We start from the raw sequence: 18,347 nt of genomic DNA on the forward strand, positions 1-18,347 counted from the left end.
TGGCTCTTTAAATTATTCCCCTTGCCTTAATTTCCAAGTATTTATTGATGGTGTTCACGGTCAGTTCCTCAGGTTTGGTCAGAATGGTCTGGATGCCATATTTCTGCAGTTCTTTTTGCATCAACCGTTTTTCGAGGGAAAATTTTTCGGCAATGGTTTTGTGGTAAATGGCCTGAAGATTCTCTGCATCTTCCGCAATAAGGGATTCCAATTCTGTATTTTCAAAGAAAATAACTACCAGAACATGTTTTTTGGCCATGGCCAAAATGTAGGGCAGTTGGCGTTTGAGCCCAGAGATATGCTCAAAATTGGTGTACAACAGTAACAGGCTTCGTTGATTTACCTTTCGTTTGACATGTGCGTACAACAATCCAAAATCCGAATCCGAATAATCCGTAGCCACGTTATACAGACTTTCCATGATGGTATTCAGGTGGGTGATTTTTTGGACCGCGTGAACAAAGGTTTCAATGGTTTTGGAAAAGGTCAGCAATCCTGTTTTATCGTTTCGTTTGAGGGCTACATTGGAAAACGCCAGTGCAGAATTGATGGCATAGTCCAATAGGCTCAATCCCCTAAAAGGCATTTTCATCACCCTTCCCGTATCGATAACGGAATAGATGGGTTGCGACCGCTCATCTTGGTATTGGTTTACCATCAATTGGTTTCGTTTGGCGGTGGCCTTCCAGTTGATGGTCCGCACATCGTCCCCTTTGATATATTCCTTGATTTGCTCAAACTCTTGGGTATGGCCTATTTTTCTGATTTTTTTGAGCCCGAACTCGGTCAATCGATTGCTGGTGGCCAAGAAATCGTATTGTTGCATTTGGATGATGGAGGGATATACGGGCACCATCTGGTCCTTTTGGAACGTAAATTTCCGTTTGATGATACGCAAGGGAGAGGATGCAAATACAATCAGGTTGCCGAACACATACCCACCACGCTCCACAGGCCGTAGCGAATATTCAAATAGATAGGGCTCTCCTTTTTGTAGATCTGTATGGTGTTCAAAATCCCTTTTTTGAAATTGAACAGGTAACTCGTCTATAATGCTGACCAAGGTTCTAAAGGGAAACTGGGAACTGAGATGTATGGATAGTTTGTTTTCGTCGCTGTTGGAAAGTTTCTTGGGCAGATTCCGATGCGCCTTGATGCCATTTTTTGTGCTGTACAGCCAGTATAGGTCAAAAAAGAATAGCGCCAGCAAAAGGTAGACCAGCAGCCAAGCAACCGGATAAAGCAAAGGCACCCAAAACGAGATGACAAAGCATGCGGAGAGCATGGCAAGATACCAGAAGAAGCTATTGTGTATGTACAACGACCGAAGAAAAGCCATGCTTATCTGGGAATTTCAACAGATTCCATGATCATGGTGACCACATTTTCGGTGGTCATACCTTCCATTTCCCGTTCCGGGGTCAAGATGACCCTATGGTTTAAAGCGGGTACCAAGGCTTTTTTTACGTCTTCGGGCATTACAAAATCACGGCCGGCGATGGCAGCAAAGGCCTTCGCTGCCGTCAGCGTTGCAATGGACGCCCTTGGTGAGGCACCTAGATACAAATGCGGATGGTTTCTTGTTCTGGTGATGATGTTTGCGATGTAATCCAATATCTTTTGCTCCACCACCACTTCATGGATGTTTTTTTTGAACTCCACCAGTTTTTTCGGGCTAAGCACCGCCTTGATCTGATCTTGGGGCTTTTCCCCCTTTCGTTCATGATGGTTTTGAAGAATAGTGATTTCCTCTTCCACTGAGGGGTAATCCACTTTGATCTTAAAAAGGAAACGGTCCAATTGCGCTTCTGGCAGGGCATAGGTGCCTTCCTGTTCAATGGGATTTTGGGTCGCCAGGACCATAAAGGGCTCTCCCATTTTGTAGGTGGTCCCATCCACAGTGGCCTGACGTTCTTCCATGGTCTCAAAAAGGGCGGCCTGTGTTTTGGCCGGAGCTCTGTTGATCTCGTCGATCAATACAATATTGGAAAAAATCGGCCCTTTTTTAAATTCAAATTCGGTGGTCTTGGTATTGAACACCGAAGTTCCCAAAATATCGCTGGGCATAAGGTCGGGAGTAAATTGGATGCGGTTAAAATCCGTTTTAAGGGTCTTGGCAAACAATTTGGCTGTTACGGTTTTTGCAATTCCCGGGACTCCCTCGATTAAGGCGTGGCCATCGGAAAGTATCGAGACAATCAGGAGTTCGATAAAATCCTTTTGCCCCACGATGATAGTGGCCAGTTCTTTTTTTATGAGGTCCACGGTGTCCCGTAATTCTTCCAAGGGGACCCTGCTGTCAAAATTCAAGTCGTTATTTTCCATCAACGTTTGCTTTAAATGCTTCTATTTTTTGATTCAGATTTTTCAGTTCGGTTTCGGTGACCATTGATTTGGAGCGGAGTTTATCCATCAGTTCCATCAATTTTTCAACATCCTCTAAAGGTGTATTACTCCGCATGGATACATTTTTCAAGAATGTTTCGTCCTTCAGGTCTTGGGTCGAAACATGTAGTTTGGACCTGAGATATTCCAAAAAGTAATCAATTTTATGCTTGGTGATCAAGTGTAGCTCACCTTTTTCAAAATACATATCGGCAATGGTGCGGGTAAAGGCCAAGGTTTGGTTTTTTACCGGTGGTACAACTGGAATGGCCCGTTGCTTTCGTTTGCCTTCAAAAATGATATACACCAAGGCACCAATCAGTACCAGATAGTAGGCCCATCTAAATTCCTTGGTGTTCAGAAATAGGTACATGGGTGAAGTGTAAAAGGATTTCCCTGATTTATGGAAATTGTCCATATAAATGTTGCCTCCTCTTTCCAAATAGGATAGGAGTCCGGCGGTATAAGTTAGATGGTTATCCTTTAGGATAAAGTAATTGGTAAAGGCCTTGGGAAAGCAGGTCAGTATAATTTCTCCATTCCCAAAATCCTGTTTTATGGTATTGACGTGCTTGGAAAGCGTCTCCGTGCTATCAGTTCTGGTATATACTTCCCCAAGAACTACGGTGCGCAAGGTGTCCAATTGATCAAAGCTATTGGTGTAATAATCTCTTTTGAATTCAAATTTTTTGTTCTGGAACTTTGGGTTGGTGAGTTCCAGATAGAAAAGCGGCTCCAACGAACCCTCGTTGTACACATTGATTTGTTCCAAGTGCAATGTATCCAGCAGTTTTTGTTCAAAATACTCCGATGCCACAAACAGTTGATTGCCCTGATCCACCCAATCCAAAATGGCGTTGAGCTCCGCTTCCTCAAAAGTAACCGTTTCATTTACGAAAAAGTAAGTGCCCTGCACCGAATCCGTACGCGTAAGAAACTCAAAGGGCGGCTTTTGGACTTGTTGGACAGCATTGGGAAATGCTTTTTCCATCAAATCGTTCAGCACATACGTTCCATAAGGTATTTTGTGATGGGAAACATAGGAAGGGAACCAATTGATGTCCTTGGGTTTGTTGTATTCCAACAAAAATATGCCCAATAAGGTCAACAGTCCGATGATGATATAGATTCGTCCTCTTTTAGTCATGGGCAATGGCATTTTGTAAGGAGGTAAAAACGGTTTCTGCTTTCGTGTACCGGTCTTGGTCGATGCTAAACTCCCCGTACCAAATGTAATCGTAAAGTACGGTTGCCCGCCCAAAATTTGCATAGTGCCCAGATTCGGTGAGTTCTATCAAATAATCATCGTTGGTCTTTTGTTGTTGCCAATCAATAATGTCGCGCTCGGAGAGCAATTGCAGGATGTATAGGTAATGATATCGAATGGCCAATCGGTAATTTTGGTTAGCCAAGGCATTTTTGATCAGTTTGCGTATATCCTCGTTTTTGATGATATGCTCATCTTCCGATAAGGAGACTACGTTCGGATTTTTGGTGCCCTTTCCCCAGCCCATCATGTTGGACCGTACAAAAAAGCGGATGACCAGATACAGGAAAAGGGCCAACAAAAGATAAGGGAGTATTTCGAAAAAGATAGCCAAAAAGCCTTCGGCATTGCCCACCCCAAAAATCCATTCAAAAAAGCGTCGGATCAGATTGTAGAACCAATTGGTAAAATCGGTCCACCAATTGTTTTCCACCTCCGCCTCCTCATAATTAAAGGCACTGTCCTCTCGGTAGGATTGTAAATCATCCTGATCAATTTGAATGGTTTCAATCGCTGAGGTATCATACCTTACAATGGAATCGTTCTGGGCACAAAGGGTCCACGATAGCAATAGGCAGGATACAATCAGTGTGATGCGCATTTATTCCTCCGATGATTTTCCAAGATTTTCAATACGTTCAAACGTACCGGTAAAATTCTTTTTCTCGTTGAGGTTGAAAAATATGAGTGAAGTGGCCACCAGAAAAATAATGTTCATCAGAAACTGCACCAATGAACTGAGAATATTCAAAAACAGATAAATGGGGTCATTAAAAACATTCATGTTTTCGGCATCCATCTCCCCGGAAAACACGCCCATTTTGATCCACATATAAATAATGGAGGGCAAACTGAAAGCATAAGAAGCGATGGCTACAATGATGTATATGACAAATAGTGTGGCAAAGGTAATCCACCAGTTTTCCTTGATCAGGGTAAAACTGTATTGGTAGGATTCCATCGCGTCTTTTTTAAGAAATACCAAAATGGCAAAGGAAATCGATAGTGGAACTGCCAGATAAATCCCGGGTATAATGCAAAAGAAAATACCGACTATTACGGACAGCCCAACTAGGATGCCGAGTCCGATAAGCGACCAAAAGGAGCCATAGACCCCGCTACGTATCTCATCGTAATCCGTTTTTCCGTTATGTTCAATATACGATTTGATGTAGTGGAGCACAGTACCTTGAGCCAAAACGTAGGCAGCTATGGAGCTAAACATCATAGCGGCCACGGCCAGCAGCATTATGAAGGGCGAATAGGTGGAGATGGAAGCGTTTCCGATGTTCCCCAGATTAATAATATCTCCTACGGTGTACATATAAAACCCCATGGAAATCAGCATGGCCAAAATGTAAGGCCCCACGATTTTTAAAATAGTACCAAAAAAAGGCTTGAACTCGTTTCGGATAAAAACGAAGGAATCGGATAGGATTTCCCCCAATTCACGCTGCTTTTTAAACTCGATGAACTTATTCTCTGTCTGCATGAGTGGATTTTCTATGGATTTGGTTTGGATATATAATGTAATAATAGACAATCAATGACAACGAGCCCACTATGATGAAAATTGCCAACCAGTCTGGCATTTCGGTATGTCGGGTAACGTATCCTTCCAAAAAACCGGCAATGATAAAAAAAGGAACGGTACTCACCATAATTTTAAGGCCATTCTTAACCCCGCGTTTAAAGGATTCCAATCGGGTATAAGTGCCCGGAAATAGAATGCCATTAGCCAATACCAATCCCGCACAACCCGCAATGATGATGACGGAAATCTCAATGGTGCCATGTATCCAAATGGTGCGGGCAGATTCCCAGAGTAGCCCTTTTTCATAAAAAAAGTATTGAAAACTACCCAACATAATACCATTTCGAAGCATAATGTATAGGGTGCCTACTCCCAAAAATATACCGAAGGCAAAGGCATAAATGGCCACCTTGATATTGTTGATGGTAATGCCCAGAAACATATTGAAGGCACCTTGCTGTTTGTAAACCGCCATGGGGTCCCCCTTTTCAATATTTTCCAAGGTCATGTTCACATAGCCGTTGCCGAGAATGGATCTTACAAAATCCCCTTCGTTGGCCGATGAGAATGCCCCAACTACCACAAAAAAGGCAAATACTAAAAATGAGACGAGCAGTTCTCGATGATGGTGCTTGAACATGATGGGGAATTCCGTTTTCCAAAAATGGACAATACGGTTTCTGGATTCCCGTTTGGTCTTGTAGATTTTCTGGTGCGCTTGGGAGGCAAGTGAATTGAGATAAATTTGTGTGTTGCTGCCCGGATAAAACGTCTTTGCGTAACTCAGATGGTCCGTGATCTCAATATAAAGATCGGAAAGCTCATCGGGATGAAGTTGGCCCTTATCGATCAGGGCATTTTCAAAAGCGGCCCATTTATCTTTATTTTGCCTAATAAAAGCGGCCTCGCGCATTAAATTCGATGGTTTGTAAGTAAAGAAACTAAAATATGGAACAATTTCAAATAGAAACGGCCCAAAATATAACCATCAGCCAAAACACATCGCATTTGGGAGAGCGCATGTTGGCGTACATCATCGATAGCTTTATTATCCTGTGCTACTCTATTTTGATCATTGTTCTTTTGGTTTCGATGGATATCGATATCGATGACCAGTGGGCCTTTTATTTGATACTTTCCCTCCCGGCTTTTTTTTACTATTTGCTGTTGGAGACTTTGATGGACGGAAAAACCATCGGAAAAGGAGCTATGAACCTCCGCGTGGTAAAGTTGGACGGTTCCAAGCCCAATTTTGGCAATTATTTTGTACGATGGGCCCTGCGGATCATCGATGTGTCGCTCACCTCGGGGGGTGCCGCTGTACTCACTATTTTGATACGTGGCAAAGGACAGCGTATCGGAGATATTGCGGCGGGTACCACCGTGATCAGCGAGAAAAAAAGGGTGTCGCTAAACGACACCTTGCTCAGAGAGCTGCCCGATGGCTATCAACCCACCTTCCCACAGGTAACCGTTTTTAAGGATAGCGAAATGCGGACCATTAAGGAGCTTTATGATCAAGCCAAACGTGATGGCAATCATAATATCATCGTCTCGTTGGATGCTCGCATCAAGAAAGTCTTGGGCGTTCAAACCGCATTAAAACCGATTGAATTCGTGGATGTGATCATCAACGATTACAACTACTACACACAAAACATGTAACTATGCTCTACCTCACCATCGATATTTTGGGTACGATCGCTTTTGCTATTTCAGGCGTGTTGGTCGCTATGGAAAAACGTTTGGACCTGTTTGGGGTGCTGATCATTGCATTTGTGACCGCGATTGGTGGTGGAACCTTGCGCGATCTTTTGATAGGCAATACTCCCGTGGGTTGGATGCACGACCTAACCTATGTGATCACCATATTTATTTCGGTGGTCTTTGCCATTATTTTTGTGAACAAGCTTAAATATTTGAGAAAATCCCTCTTCCTTTTCGATACCATAGGTATTGGACTTTACACCATGGTAGGTGTCGAAAAAGGACTGGAAGCACAGCTTTTGCCTATCATGTGCGTATTCCTGGGCACCATGACGGCCTGTTTTGGTGGGGTGATCCGAGATATCTTGTGCAACGAAATTCCAGTGATCTTTAGAAAGGAAATTTATGCCACAGCCTGTATTTTGGGCGCTTTGAGCTACTTTTTGATCGTGCAACTTCCGGTTAAGGAGGAGTTCGCCTATATCGCAGGTATTCTAATTGTCATCATCCTCAGATTGCTTGCGGTCAAATTCAAGATAAGCTTACCGAGCATCTACAAAAGGATTTAGGATTGTTTCTGCATAATCATTCCGCAAGGTTGGTTAATTCCTGCTTAGTGCAATTAACTTCCCATTAGTCATTATTACCATTTCGTTAGTCGCGATCATTGATGTATACCGCTACTTTGGCTCCCGAGCAAATTTAGTAACAACCATGGGAGTGCGATGTAGGTATCCGTGCCCCACAACCAATCAAAAGTCAGGTATGAAAACTTCACGATCATTAATCATTTTTTGTTTAGGGGTGATTTCATTTGTTGGAATCCAAACAATAAAAGCCCAGGGCTGTGTGGCCATTCGCCATTTTTCCTCCTGTGTGGGAAACACCTTGGAAAACAATCTCTTGGGGCCCGGGGATATCCAAATTGGTAGCAATTATCGCTATTTCAAGTCCTTTCGTCACTTTAGAGGCACCCACGAGGAACCGGACAGGGTCTCTAACGAGACAGAAGTCATTAATCACTCCCATTCCTGGGACTTCTTTTTAACCTATGGCATCTCCAATAGATGGTATGCGAGCATTACCATTCCAACCGTCATCAATACGCGTTCTTCGCTTTACGAGCATGGTAGGAACGAGCGGAATACCACCTTTTCAAGAGGTCTTGCGGATATCAGGGTAGGTGTGGGCTACTGGCTTTTCGATTTGGAAAAACACCAAAATGGTAACGTTGCCGTTGGACTTGGGGTTAAACTGCCAACAGGCAGTTATAATGCTTCGGATATATTTTACAATGTTGGACCCGAGGGTGGTCCCCAAGTTAGGCCGGTGGACCAAAGTATCCAACCCGGTGATGGCGGTTTTGGGATTACCTTGGATTTTCAGTTTTACCAAAAGATTGCCGAACGCCTTTTTTCCTACGGAGGTGGTTTTTATTTGATCAACCCAAGGGAGACGAATGGAACCCGGACCTTTAGGGAAACCTTGAGCCCGATTCTGCAAAATGAAGCCATCATGGCCGTTCCGGATCAGTTTTCCGTGAGGGGAGGATTTAGTTATGCGCTGAGCAATACCATATCGGCCTCCTTGGGCGCACGCTATGAAGGTGTTCCGGTAAAGGACCTTATTGGAGGGAACCAAGGATTTCGAAGGCCAGGGAATGTACTGTCCATTGACCCTGGAATCGCGTTCATGAAGGGTAATTTTGCCCTCAACCTGAATGTTCCTTTCGCTGTGAGACGGGAGCGTCCGCAGAGTGTCACCGATTTGGAGACGCAACAAATGACAGGGGAGCCGAGAATGGGCGATGCCGCCTTTGCCGACTATTTGATCAATGTAGGGGTTTCCTATCGTTTTGCGAGCAACAAGGTGAAAGTTGATCCCGAACTCATGAACGAATTCAATAACTAAAAAACTTTATGGGAGATACCGTCAAAAAGCGATTGTTGTCAATTTCAATGGGTATTGTATATCTCTGGTTCGGGGCATTAAAATTTGTCCCGAGCCTGAGTCCTGCCGAAGAATTGGCAAAAAACACCATCCACCAGCTCACCCTGGGCCTTATTCCCGATAGGGTTTCTCTTTTTGTGTTGGCAACTTGGGAAGTAGGCGTGGGATTATTATTGTTGTTCGGGCTATGGAAACGACAAGCTGTATTCTTGGCCCTGGCCCATATGGTCTGTACCTTTTCGCCCCTTATCTTTTTTCCCGATGATGTATTTGGGGAAGCACCTTTGTCCTTGACCTTGGTGGGTCAGTACATCATGAAGAACTTGATTATTGTAGCGGTACTTTTTTCGATTTATGAAAGAAGACCCATTAAAGAAACATCAGTCCCAAAGACCATGGAACCCAAGCCAGTACTGTTCTTGTATGTGCTGGCGCTCAAGAATAGATTCAAAAAAGGCTAAAATGGGGATTGTTGGGTAGGGTGTACCTATAGAACCTCTGCTTTCAAGATATAGACGTTCTTGAATGGCCAGTCTCCATCACCTACGGGAACGTTGTTAATGGCATCTACCACATCCATCCCATCGATCACCCTTCCAAATGGCGTGTAAGATCCGTCCAAATGGTAAGACCCCGGGTCGGTCACTACGATAAAAAACTCATAGGGAGAGGCCAATTTATGCGGGTTGTCACGTTCACTGCTGGGCATGGAGATAGTGCCCCGGTGGTGTTTATGCCCCTTCTTTGCATCTGGCGGCAATAAATAGCGACCGATTTTTCCTCTTTTCCGGGCCGTTCTTTTGTCATCGGAATTACCTCCTTGAATAATGAAATCTTTAACTACCCGATGGAATTGGGTGCTGTCAAAATATTTTTGTCTCGCCAAATAAATGAAGTTGGCCTTGTGGTAGGGTACATCATCATAGAGTTGCACGGTAAAGCTCCCCATGGTGGTAGTAATCTTTACCTTATCCTTTTTTAGCTTTTTGGAGTAATCAAAAAAGAAGTCGATGGCATTTTCCTCGGTCAACTGAAAGGGTTCCTCTTCTTCTTCCTCTTCAATAGAGGTCGTATCTATCTGAGTTTTGGTGACCGTGTCGGATTTTGCGATATTTTCCCCAACTTTGTCCTTTTCCTTTTTAGGGGATTCTCCGCAGGAAACGATTAGAAAAAGTAATAGGATTGCAGGTAAAGCCGATTGTCTCAACAGCATGGATTTTAATGAATTTTGTCAAAGTGCCCTAAAATTAAAAAATCTCCCACTTCCAGGGGAGCAATCGCACCATAAAATGTCCCCGGAGCTTCGAATCGAATGGTTGAAGAAGAATCGATGGGAGGACATGAACCCCAAACGGGCTGGGGTCATGGCGTTGTTTTATCCTGATGTAGAGCGGCAGACACGTTTATTGTTGATTCTTCGTAAGGTGTATCAGGGCGTCCATTCCAATCAGATAGGCTTTCCGGGCGGGAAGGTGGAACGGATAGACAAAGATCTGATGGATACCGCACTCCGGGAAACCCATGAGGAAGTAGGGGTGCCACCAAGCGATGTTGAGGTGATCAAAGAGCTTAGTGAGGTGTATATCCCGCCCAGTAATTTTTTGGTAAGGCCGTTTATGGGGATTTACCATAATCCGCAACCCTTCATTAAAGAAGAGGCAGAGGTGGAGCGTTTGGTAGAGGTATATCTCAGGGATTTTCTGGACGATGCCAACCATATTCAAGAAATTTTGAGTACTTCCTATGCCAAAAACATCAACGTACCTGCCTTTAAATTAAATGGTTATACGGTTTGGGGCGCCACAGCTATGATGTTGAGCGAGATCAAGGAGCTTTTGCGGCAAGTGCTTTAATGGCGATTTCGTAAATTTGCGGTTACAATCAACACAAAATATGGGTCTGTTCAAGAAAAATCCTTTTGGTCATATTTTATTTTTAAAGAGATGGCTGATTCGAATAGCCGGTATGATGACGCACCAGCGGTATAAAGGATTCAATACCTTGGAAATCGAGGGGTCCCAAATTATTCGCGACCTCCCGGAGAACAATGTTCTTTTTGTAAGCAATCACCAAACCTACTTCGCCGATGTGGTGGCCATGTTCCATGTTTTTAATGCCAGTTTGAGCGGTAGGGAGGACAACATCAAAAACCTGGGCTATTTATGGAACCCCAAACTGAACATTTATTATGTTGCAGCAAAGGAGACCATGAAAAAGAGCTTGTTGACGAAGATTCTAGCCTATGCTGGCTCCATCAGTATTGAGCGGACCTGGAGGGCTGATGGACAAAACGTGAACAGACAGGTAAAGTTCAGTGATATTTCCAATATTGGAAAGGCGCTCAACGATGGTTGGGTAATCACCTTTCCACAGGGAACCACTACACCATGGAAACCGCTTCGAAAGGGAACAGCTCACATCATCAAAAAGTATAAACCAGTAGTTGTACCTGTAGTGATCGATGGTTTCCGCCGGTCGTTTGATAAAAAAGGTCTTCGGGTCAAAAAGAAAGGGATTCTCCAATCCATGCACATCAAGGAACCTTTGGACATCGATTACGATAATGAGTCCATCGAAGCTATTTTGGAAAAGTTGGAATACGCCATTGAGCAACATCCTTCCTTTTTAAAGGTAATCCCACAGGCAGAATTGTTGGCCTATGAAGAGGAAAATCAAAAAAGGCGATACAGCTACAAGGGCAAAATAGACGGTTAGACTTCCAGACGTTTAAGTTCGTTGTAGTTTTTTCTTAGCTTTTTCAGCAAAATTCCATACAGTAATTTGTAGAACAGCCAGATGATGAAGAGCCCTACAGCCGTAAGGGCAATGGAGGTAATAATGATCAATGCCCAAAACTCGGTGCTGTCCCCATCCTGTGCCGCAGCCTGGACGATTTCTTGACCCTCTGGAGTGTACAGCAGGACACCGTATCCGTAGATAATGGCACTTACCGTAAAAATGATGAGGTTAAACCATACGTATTGGGTCACCGTGCGTTTTACCTTTAAAATGGTCCGCATCATGACCCTGGATGAATCCGTAAAGGAAATTTTTCGGTAATTGGTATAAAACTTATAGATAAAGTAAAGGATGATGGCGTAGTTGAAGACATTTAGCAGCATGACCACTTTGTAGATGTGCATGTCTTTCAATTCCTGCATGGTCTCTGGGCCGCTGAAAATGATATTGATGCCCGCCCAGAACACAAATTCTATGATACTGATATAAAAAATCCACTTTACTATGGATGATGATTTTTTCTTCATCATCGGGTAAATCTGCTCATAAGACAACTTAGGAAGGTCTGCCTCCCGCTTCTGCCAATCCTTTTTCAAGAGCTCCAGTTCATCCAACATAATCACGGATTTAGAATTGTTTTTAATTTTGTTTTCACTCTGCTCATCTTCACTCTCGCATTCACTTCTGTTATACCCAAGGTTTCGGCTATTTCGGAATAGTCTTTGTCCTCCAGATAGAGAAACACCAATGCTTTATCGATGTCGCCAAGCTGTTTAATGGCATCGTACATGAGTTTTAATTGGCGTTCCTCCGTATCGTCGTACTCTTTGGCCTTGATTTTGTAGAGTACCGAATCAAAATCCTGGGTCTTTACCCTTTTTTTGGATTTCCGGTACAGGGTGATGGCCGTGTTCAATGCAACACGGTACATCCATGTACTGAACTTGGCATCGCCCCGAAACTTTGGGTACGCCTTCCATAACTGTATGGTGATCTCTTGGAACAAATCGTTATGTGAGTCCTTGTCATTGGTGTACAGACTGCACACCTTATGGACAATGTTCTGATTGTCCTCAAGTTCCGTCACAAAACGATGTTCCAGTTCCTTGTTCACTAAACGGTTGGTGAGTTTGCTTTATTGATTAGTATGTCTAACTGTTGATTTGTTACAAGGAATTTCAAAAAAAACTATTTGCGGTAATCCAATGCTGGAGGTCTGTTGCCCAGCATAGGTACGTATTTGAAGTCTTTTCCCCTTCGCTCTTCCAATTCCTTTTTGGCCGCTTCCACTGTTTTGGGGTTTTCAAAAATATCCATAGCCGTTAATGCAATTGTTTTTGCGGCAACCATCATTCCTTTGGAACCTATGCTCATGCCGCCAGCAGCAACCGCTTGCCAGCTGTGTGCGGGCGTTCCAGGTACCCAAGTTGCCGTTCCAAGACCGGCTGTGGGAACTGTAAAGCTCACATCACCAACATCGGTGGAACCAAATGCTTCGGCGGTTTCTTTATAAGGTTGAACGGTTTCCGCAACTTTGATGTTCAGACTTTCGTTGCCCAGGCTTTTTGATATTTTTTCGGCAAATGCCTTCTCTTCTGGGGTGTAAGTAATACCGCCAACCTTTACCAGATTGTCGTGCATCATTTTTTGCAAAGTAAGGTTGGGAAGCAGTTCGTGGGTTCCCCCGATCATTTCGTATTCCATAGTGGTACCTGTACCCAAAGCAGCACCTTCAGCGGCTTTTACCATTCTATCAAAGATATCGACTACCACATCTCTGGTATTGTGTCTCGCATAGTAATATACTTCGGCAAAATCGGGTACCACGTTGGGCGCCTCGCCGCCTTCGGTGATGACATAGTGGATTCTGGCATCTTCCGGTACATGCTCTCGCATCATGTTCACCATATAGTTCATTGCCTCCACACCATCCAATGCAGAACGACCCATTTGTGGTGCTGCCGCCGCATGGGCTGAAATGCCATAAAATCTGAATTTGGCCGATTTATTGGCCAAAGCGGCACCTGCACTTGCTGCATTTGCGGAACTTGGGTGCCAGTGCAAGGCTACATCCACATCATCAAAAACACCTTCGCGCACCATATATACTTTTCCAGAGCCCCCTTCCTCGGCAGGGCATCCATAAAAGCGGATGGTTCCCTTTATGTTGTTCGCTTTCATCCAATCCTTTACGGAAATGGCCGCAGCTGTGGATGCGGTTCCGAACAGGTGATGGCCACAGGCATGACCAGCTTCTCCACCAGCAGATTTTTTTTCTGGAACCGCCTCTTGCGAGAGTCCGGGTAGGGCATCATATTCCCCCAATATGCCGATGACAGGATACCCAGAACCATATTCGGCCACAAATGCCGTTGGAATCCCGGCGATTCCCTTTTCTATGGAAAAACCTTCGGCAGCAAGGGTCTCCTGCAATAGTGCTGAACTCTTTTCTTCCAAATAGCCCATTTCGGCAAGATTCCAGATAGTGTGGGCAATTTCGCTATAGGTCTCAGCTTTAGCATCCAATTGTTTTAGGACATCATTTTTCTTTTTTTGGGCATTAACGGACAAGGTGCATAGTAGTAATAGGGCACCCAAGGGAAGAAGTTTTTTCATCGGTTGAAGTTATTTTGAGTTAGACACTAAAGATACAAAAAAACCATCCTGACATGGGTCGCTGTAGTGCGGAATACGTAAATTTGTGGGTATGTCAAGCATGAACATTCCTCAATCCAGTTTTCCAAGAGTCGTTATCATAGGCGGCGGTTTTGGGGGCATAGCACTAGCCAAGAAATTAAGCAAGAAAGAAGTACAGGTGGTGTTGTTGGATAAACACAATTACCACAATTTCCAACCTTTATTGTATCAGGTGTCCACTGGAGGGCTGGAACCGGATTCGATTGCATACCCTATCCGAAAGGTATTGCAGGGATATCCCAACTTCTATTTTCGATTGGCCCAGGTGAAAGAGGTGAACACAGAAGCCAAGTTGGTCAAGACCAACATCGGTGAAATAGGCTATAACTATTTGGTCGTGGCCACTGGGTCCGAAACCAATTTTTTTGGAAACAAAGCATTGGAGACCAAGGGTATGGCCATGAAGACCATTCCGCAGTCGCTAAACTTACGGAGTCTTATCCTGGAGAATTTCGAGCAAGCACTTTTAACGGATGACCTCCATGAAAGGGATGCCCTCATGAACTTTGTAATCGTTGGGGGAGGGCCTACGGGAGTGGAACTTGCCGGGGCCCTGGCCGAAATCAAAAAGGGAATCCTGCCCAAGGATTATCCTGATCTGGACACCAGAAGAGCACAAATTAACCTTGTACAGGCAGGGGACAGGCTGCTGCCAGCCATGAGCGAAGTAGCCTCCCGAAAAGCGGAGAAGTTTTTGGAGGAATTGGGAGTAAACGTTTGGAAAAATATTCGGGTCACCGATTATGATGGCAAACGGATAACCACCAATACCAACACCATTTTCGATGCGGAAACCTTGGTTTGGGCGGCAGGAGTTAGGGCGGTGAGCCTAAAAGGTTTGGATGGGGGCAATTATCTGAGCCATGGCAACAGGTTGCGGGTAAATGAATTTCACCAAGTGGAAGGGTTCGAGAATATCTTTGCCATTGGAGATGTGGCGCAAATGACCACCGAGGCTTTTCCGCATGGACATCCGATGATGGCACAGCCTGCCATGCAACAAGGCAGAAATTTAGGGGATAATTTGGTGCGTCTGGTTGAAGGTAAATCCATGAAGCCCTTTGTTTATAAAGATAAAGGAAGCATGGCCACTGTTGGCCGGAACAAGGCGGTTGTAGACTTGCCCAAGTTTAAATTTCAAGGCGTGTTCGCTTGGTTCGTATGGATGTTCGTCCACCTGTATTTTCTGATCGGTTTTAGGAACCGCGTGGTGGTCTTCATCAATTGGGTGTACAATTATGTCCGATTTGATCGTGAGGCCCGATTGATAATCCGGCCGTTTAAAAAACAGAATAAAGTGGAAAAGGATACCTTAATGCGTGATTAATCTTTTTTTCTCCTTGGATGAAACTCATTAAGAACCTTGCTTAAATGTGAACGGTTTACGTGCATGTACACCTCGGTAGTGGTGATGCTTTCATGGCCCAACATTTGTTGAATGGCCCTCAAATCGGCTCCGTTTTCCAGTAGATGGGTCGCAAAGGAATGCCGAAAGGTATGTGGGCTGATGTTTTTCTGCAATCCCACTTTTTCAGCAAGTTGCTTTACAATGGTGAAAATCATGGCACGAGTTAGCTGTTTGCCCCTTCGATTCAAAAAAACAATATCCTCGTGTTCCTTTTGAATGGGCAAATGTACACGCACCTCATTTCGATATATGTTGATGTATTTCTGGTTGATGCCGCTAATGGGAACAAAGCGCTGTTTGTTGCCCTTACCCGTCACTTGGATAAAATCCTCATCAAAATAAAGGTCGGATAGTTTGAGGTTGATGAGTTCGGAAACACGCAGACCACAGCCATACAGGGTTTCGATAATCGCCCGGTTACGCTCGCCTTCTGGTTTGGAGAGGTCGATAGCGGCAATCAGGCTGTTGATTTCTGTTTCGGAAAGGGTGTCTGGAAGTTTGCGTCCAATTTTTGGGGTCTCGATCAAATCCATAGGGTTGTCTTCCCGGTAATCCTCAAAAACCAGATAGTTAAAGAATCCTTTCAAACCGGAAATTATCCTGGCCTGGGTCCTCGGGGTAACCACTTTGGCAATGCTGTAAATAAATTCTTGAACTGTTTCCCTGCGAATATGGACCGGTTTTTCGGCAATGGAGAATTCGTCCAGATAACTTTGGAGTTTTTCCAAATCCATGGTGTAGTTCACAATGGAGTTTGGAGATAGCCCTCGCTCTATCTTTAAGTAATTTTGATAATCCTTAATCGCCTGCTGCCAATTCATCATCACAAATATATATCAACCCATGGTACTCTAAGGTTGATTTTTGTGTAGTTCAATTTTGTTTAAAGATAAATGGATTATGGATCTGTGCTTATACTGGTATGATTATTTGACTTAGATTCTTCGGCTCAACGGTAAATCGATTTTAAAATAAAAAACCCGTCGCGAGACGGGGACTTTTTATTAGAAAAGGAAGGGGATTATAAGCTTTCGATTTCCTTTTTTAATGCTTCTTTGGATTTTCCTGTTTTCTCTTGTACCCTTCCGAGCATCTCTTCGAATTTTCCTTCGGAATAAGAAAGATCGTTATCGGTTACCTCCCCATATTTTTGTTTAAACTTTCCTTTTACTTGTTTCCATTTGCCTTCTAGCTGATCAGTATTCATATGTTTTGTTTTTAATGATTAATACTGTAAGTAAACTAAGGCGTGAAGCTTAAATTATTTAACGTCAATCCTTTAATTGTTAACGCAATAGCATATTCTGAACCAACTTAAAATAGTTTTAAGGGCAATAAAAACCTTGAATGGGGTAAGCCGATCATGTTTGTTTTTTCAATTTGGCCATGTTTTGTGATGGTCATTAAAAAAATGAAGCCCATCTACCTAAACTGATTCAATCACGAGCAATCGTAACAACCTACAGATAATAGATGAAACAAATACCCCCCAAAATAGTACGACAGATTTTTATCCTTCTCTTGATTCTTTTGATGGCGGGGTTGATTTTCTCGGAAATTGCTCCCTATTTCTCGGGTATTCTAGGTACCATTACTTTGTTTGTCCTTTTAAAAAGGCCCATGGAAAAATTGGAGGACAAGGGATGGAATTCCACATTGTCTGCAATTCTTTTAATGTTGACCTCCTTTTTTATCATTCTACTTCCCATAGCAGGAGCATTTTTTATGCTTGGGAAAAGAATCCGTAAGGCCGCGGAAAATTCGGAGCAGATAACCTCCATGATCAAATCCCAATTGCAAACGCTCGAAGATTACGTAGGATTCAAGCTCACTTCCCAAGTGGATGCCTCTGCGGTAACGGAATGGCTTACCTCAAATTTACAGGGACTTGCGGGCGGTACTTTTAACGCGGTCATAGCAATTTCCATAATGTACTTTCTATTGTTTTACATGCTCACCAATCAAAAGAAGTTATACGAATCGCTTTACGAGTACATACCTATCGGAAATCATAATTTGAAGATAATCGGGGATGAGGTAAGGGAAATTGTCCGTGCCAATACCTTGGGAATTCCATTGGTCGCTTTTGCACAAGGGGTCGTGGCCTTAATAGGTTTTCTGATTTTTGGTGTTGACAATGCCCTTTTTTGGGCCATTATGGTCACCATTGGTTCCATGATTCCCTTTGTAGGTAACCTATTGGGTACTTTACCCGTATTTGTGTTGTCCCTGTCCAATGGAGATCATTTTCAGGCCTGGGGTGTCTTGTTATATGGGTCCATAGTGGTAGGATCTACCGATAACCTTATTCGGTTGTACGTCCTTAAAAAACTCGATGATGTTCACCCACTTGTAACCTTGATCGGGGTTTTGGTGGGTATCCCTTTATTTGGATTTATAGGTCTGATTTTTGGGCCGTTGCTGGTCAGTCTGTTTTTGGTAATCGTGCGTATTTATAAAAGAGAATATGGAAAGGGAGAAACCGAACCCTGATCAAAATGTGAGGTTATTCCTAGCGATTTTTTGATTTCATCATGCTGGAATAGCTATCATCAACACCATAAAACTAATTGCAAAAACCCTTCTGTTGATCGGGAAGGGGCATTGGTCAATTCAAAAGGGGCATCCGTCAATTGGCCACTTCCAACATGATTTATTTC

General features: G+C 43.6%; 20 protein-coding genes. 8 read left to right on the forward strand and 12 right to left on the reverse strand.

From position 1 onward, the window contains the following. Positions 1-7 precede the first annotated feature (7 nt). The 6 genes from ABNE31_RS07945 to ABNE31_RS07970 are packed head-to-tail and all read right to left on the reverse strand — an operon-like array spanning position 8 to position 6,099. Positions 8-1,339 (reverse strand): DUF58 domain-containing protein, encoded by a 1,332-nt coding sequence (locus ABNE31_RS07945; RefSeq protein WP_349352965.1) that lies wholly within the window; start codon positions 1,337-1,339, stop codon positions 8-10. Positions 1,340-1,341: 2 nt separating this feature from the next. After that, positions 1,342-2,325: a MoxR family ATPase gene (locus ABNE31_RS07950; RefSeq protein ID WP_349352966.1), complete on the reverse strand. Its 984-nt coding sequence runs from the start codon at positions 2,323-2,325 to the stop codon at positions 1,342-1,344. Further along, positions 2,315-3,532 (reverse strand): DUF4350 domain-containing protein, encoded by a 1,218-nt coding sequence (locus ABNE31_RS07955; RefSeq protein ID WP_349352967.1) that lies wholly within the window; start codon positions 3,530-3,532, stop codon positions 2,315-2,317. The genes ABNE31_RS07950 and ABNE31_RS07955 overlap by 11 nt, the downstream gene beginning before the upstream one ends. Continuing rightward, the gene (locus ABNE31_RS07960) at positions 3,525-4,253 is read right to left on the reverse strand and encodes a DUF4129 domain-containing protein (protein ID WP_349352968.1); all 729 of its coding nucleotides are present in this window, start codon (positions 4,251-4,253) and stop codon (positions 3,525-3,527) included. The genes ABNE31_RS07955 and ABNE31_RS07960 overlap by 8 nt, the downstream gene beginning before the upstream one ends. Beyond that, a complete protein-coding gene (locus tag ABNE31_RS07965; protein ID WP_349352969.1) occupies positions 4,254-5,144 on the reverse strand; it encodes a hypothetical protein in 891 nt (296 codons plus the stop codon). Next, a complete protein-coding gene (locus tag ABNE31_RS07970) occupies positions 5,128-6,099 on the reverse strand; it encodes a stage II sporulation protein M (protein WP_349352970.1) in 972 nt (323 codons plus the stop codon). The genes ABNE31_RS07965 and ABNE31_RS07970 overlap by 17 nt, the downstream gene beginning before the upstream one ends. Positions 6,100-6,134: 35 nt before the next feature. Between ABNE31_RS07970 and ABNE31_RS07975 the strand changes: the two genes are divergently transcribed. From ABNE31_RS07975 to ABNE31_RS07990, 4 genes are all read left to right on the forward strand, one after another. Next, positions 6,135-6,851, forward strand: a complete 717-nt coding sequence (locus ABNE31_RS07975; RefSeq protein ID WP_179385464.1) for an RDD family protein — start codon at positions 6,135-6,137, stop codon at positions 6,849-6,851. Positions 6,852-6,853: 2 nt separating this feature from the next. Then, on the forward strand, positions 6,854-7,462 hold the full coding sequence (locus ABNE31_RS07980; protein ID WP_293285093.1) for a trimeric intracellular cation channel family protein: 609 nt from the start codon (positions 6,854-6,856) through the stop codon (positions 7,460-7,462). A 196-nt stretch (positions 7,463-7,658) separates the two neighbouring features. Next, positions 7,659-8,804, forward strand: a complete 1,146-nt coding sequence (locus ABNE31_RS07985; RefSeq protein WP_349352971.1) for a hypothetical protein — start codon at positions 7,659-7,661, stop codon at positions 8,802-8,804. A gap of 8 nt (positions 8,805-8,812) precedes the next feature. Then, positions 8,813-9,304, forward strand: a complete 492-nt coding sequence (locus tag ABNE31_RS07990; RefSeq protein ID WP_349352972.1) for a hypothetical protein — start codon at positions 8,813-8,815, stop codon at positions 9,302-9,304. A gap of 26 nt (positions 9,305-9,330) precedes the next feature. Here ABNE31_RS07990 and ABNE31_RS07995 read toward each other — a convergent pair whose 3' ends face one another. Then, complete coding sequence (locus tag ABNE31_RS07995) at positions 9,331-10,056, reverse strand: peptidylprolyl isomerase (RefSeq protein WP_349352973.1); 726 nt, start codon at positions 10,054-10,056, stop codon at positions 9,331-9,333. Here ABNE31_RS07995 and ABNE31_RS08000 point away from each other — a divergent pair. Beyond that, a complete protein-coding gene (locus tag ABNE31_RS08000) occupies positions 10,055-10,696 on the forward strand; it encodes a CoA pyrophosphatase (protein WP_179385459.1) in 642 nt (213 codons plus the stop codon). The genes ABNE31_RS07995 and ABNE31_RS08000 overlap by 2 nt on opposite strands. 40 nt (positions 10,697-10,736) lie before the next feature. Then, positions 10,737-11,558: a lysophospholipid acyltransferase family protein gene (locus ABNE31_RS08005; RefSeq protein ID WP_293285099.1), complete on the forward strand. Its 822-nt coding sequence runs from the start codon at positions 10,737-10,739 to the stop codon at positions 11,556-11,558. On the opposite strand, the gene ABNE31_RS08010 is transcribed toward ABNE31_RS08005, so the two are convergent. From ABNE31_RS08010 to ABNE31_RS08020, 3 genes are all read right to left on the reverse strand, one after another. Continuing rightward, on the reverse strand, positions 11,555-12,199 hold the full coding sequence (locus tag ABNE31_RS08010; RefSeq protein ID WP_179385457.1) for a hypothetical protein: 645 nt from the start codon (positions 12,197-12,199) through the stop codon (positions 11,555-11,557). The two genes, ABNE31_RS08005 and ABNE31_RS08010, sit on opposite strands and share 4 nt — an antisense overlap. Positions 12,200-12,201: 2 nt before the next feature. Next, positions 12,202-12,696: an RNA polymerase sigma factor gene (locus ABNE31_RS08015; RefSeq protein WP_293285103.1), complete on the reverse strand. Its 495-nt coding sequence runs from the start codon at positions 12,694-12,696 to the stop codon at positions 12,202-12,204. 74 nt (positions 12,697-12,770) lie between these two features. Beyond that, positions 12,771-14,198, reverse strand: coding sequence for an amidohydrolase (locus tag ABNE31_RS08020; protein ID WP_349352974.1), 1,428 nt, complete (start codon positions 14,196-14,198; stop codon positions 12,771-12,773). 100 nt (positions 14,199-14,298) lie between these two features. Between ABNE31_RS08020 and ABNE31_RS08025 the strand changes: the two genes are divergently transcribed. Further along, entirely contained in the window at positions 14,299-15,606 is a 1,308-nt protein-coding gene (locus tag ABNE31_RS08025; RefSeq protein WP_349353035.1) for an NAD(P)/FAD-dependent oxidoreductase, read from the forward strand. Here the strand turns inward: ABNE31_RS08025 and xerD are convergent. After that, positions 15,603-16,508 (reverse strand): site-specific tyrosine recombinase XerD, encoded by a 906-nt coding sequence (gene xerD, locus ABNE31_RS08030; RefSeq protein WP_349353036.1) that lies wholly within the window; start codon positions 16,506-16,508, stop codon positions 15,603-15,605. The genes ABNE31_RS08025 and xerD overlap by 4 nt on opposite strands. 200 nt (positions 16,509-16,708) lie before the next feature. Beyond that, positions 16,709-16,894: a CsbD family protein gene (locus ABNE31_RS08035; protein ID WP_179385455.1), complete on the reverse strand. Its 186-nt coding sequence runs from the start codon at positions 16,892-16,894 to the stop codon at positions 16,709-16,711. A gap of 266 nt (positions 16,895-17,160) precedes the next feature. On the opposite strand from ABNE31_RS08035, the gene ABNE31_RS08040 reads away from it, so the two are divergent. After that, positions 17,161-18,180 (forward strand): AI-2E family transporter, encoded by a 1,020-nt coding sequence (locus ABNE31_RS08040; RefSeq protein WP_349352975.1) that lies wholly within the window; start codon positions 17,161-17,163, stop codon positions 18,178-18,180. Positions 18,181-18,347 lie beyond the last annotated feature (167 nt).

The sequence above is a fragment of the Flagellimonas sp. MMG031 genome (assembly GCF_040112705.1).
Classification (GTDB): Bacteria; Bacteroidota; Bacteroidia; order Flavobacteriales; family Flavobacteriaceae; genus Flagellimonas.

What these genes read in the sequence shown, in the direction of transcription:
- ABNE31_RS07975 (WP_179385464.1), top strand. Translation starts at nt 6,135, where the DNA reads ATGGAACAATTTCAAATAGAAACGGCCCAAAATATAACCATCAGCCAA.
- ABNE31_RS08020 (WP_349352974.1), bottom strand. Translation starts at nt 14,198, where the DNA reads ATGAAAAAACTTCTTCCCTTGGGTGCCCTATTACTACTATGCACCTTG.
- xerD (WP_349353036.1), bottom strand. Translation starts at nt 16,508, where the DNA reads ATGAATTGGCAGCAGGCGATTAAGGATTATCAAAATTACTTAAAGATA.
- ABNE31_RS08035 (WP_179385455.1), bottom strand. Translation starts at nt 16,894, where the DNA reads ATGAATACTGATCAGCTAGAAGGCAAATGGAAACAAGTAAAAGGAAAG.
- ABNE31_RS07970 (WP_349352970.1), bottom strand. Translation starts at nt 6,099, where the DNA reads ATGCGCGAGGCCGCTTTTATTAGGCAAAATAAAGATAAATGGGCCGCT.
- ABNE31_RS08005 (WP_293285099.1), top strand. Translation starts at nt 10,737, where the DNA reads ATGGGTCTGTTCAAGAAAAATCCTTTTGGTCATATTTTATTTTTAAAG.
- ABNE31_RS07980 (WP_293285093.1), top strand. Translation starts at nt 6,854, where the DNA reads ATGCTCTACCTCACCATCGATATTTTGGGTACGATCGCTTTTGCTATT.
- ABNE31_RS08025 (WP_349353035.1), top strand. Translation starts at nt 14,299, where the DNA reads ATGAACATTCCTCAATCCAGTTTTCCAAGAGTCGTTATCATAGGCGGC.
- ABNE31_RS07995 (WP_349352973.1), bottom strand. Translation starts at nt 10,056, where the DNA reads ATGCTGTTGAGACAATCGGCTTTACCTGCAATCCTATTACTTTTTCTA.
- ABNE31_RS07955 (WP_349352967.1), bottom strand. Translation starts at nt 3,532, where the DNA reads ATGACTAAAAGAGGACGAATCTATATCATCATCGGACTGTTGACCTTA.
- ABNE31_RS08040 (WP_349352975.1), top strand. Translation starts at nt 17,161, where the DNA reads ATGAAACAAATACCCCCCAAAATAGTACGACAGATTTTTATCCTTCTC.
- ABNE31_RS08010 (WP_179385457.1), bottom strand. Translation starts at nt 12,199, where the DNA reads ATGTTGGATGAACTGGAGCTCTTGAAAAAGGATTGGCAGAAGCGGGAG.
- ABNE31_RS07960 (WP_349352968.1), bottom strand. Translation starts at nt 4,253, where the DNA reads ATGCGCATCACACTGATTGTATCCTGCCTATTGCTATCGTGGACCCTT.
- ABNE31_RS07990 (WP_349352972.1), top strand. Translation starts at nt 8,813, where the DNA reads ATGGGAGATACCGTCAAAAAGCGATTGTTGTCAATTTCAATGGGTATT.
- ABNE31_RS07985 (WP_349352971.1), top strand. Translation starts at nt 7,659, where the DNA reads ATGAAAACTTCACGATCATTAATCATTTTTTGTTTAGGGGTGATTTCA.
- ABNE31_RS08000 (WP_179385459.1), top strand. Translation starts at nt 10,055, where the DNA reads ATGGATTTTAATGAATTTTGTCAAAGTGCCCTAAAATTAAAAAATCTC.
- ABNE31_RS07945 (WP_349352965.1), bottom strand. Translation starts at nt 1,339, where the DNA reads ATGGCTTTTCTTCGGTCGTTGTACATACACAATAGCTTCTTCTGGTAT.
- ABNE31_RS07950 (WP_349352966.1), bottom strand. Translation starts at nt 2,325, where the DNA reads ATGGAAAATAACGACTTGAATTTTGACAGCAGGGTCCCCTTGGAAGAA.
- ABNE31_RS07965 (WP_349352969.1), bottom strand. Translation starts at nt 5,144, where the DNA reads ATGCAGACAGAGAATAAGTTCATCGAGTTTAAAAAGCAGCGTGAATTG.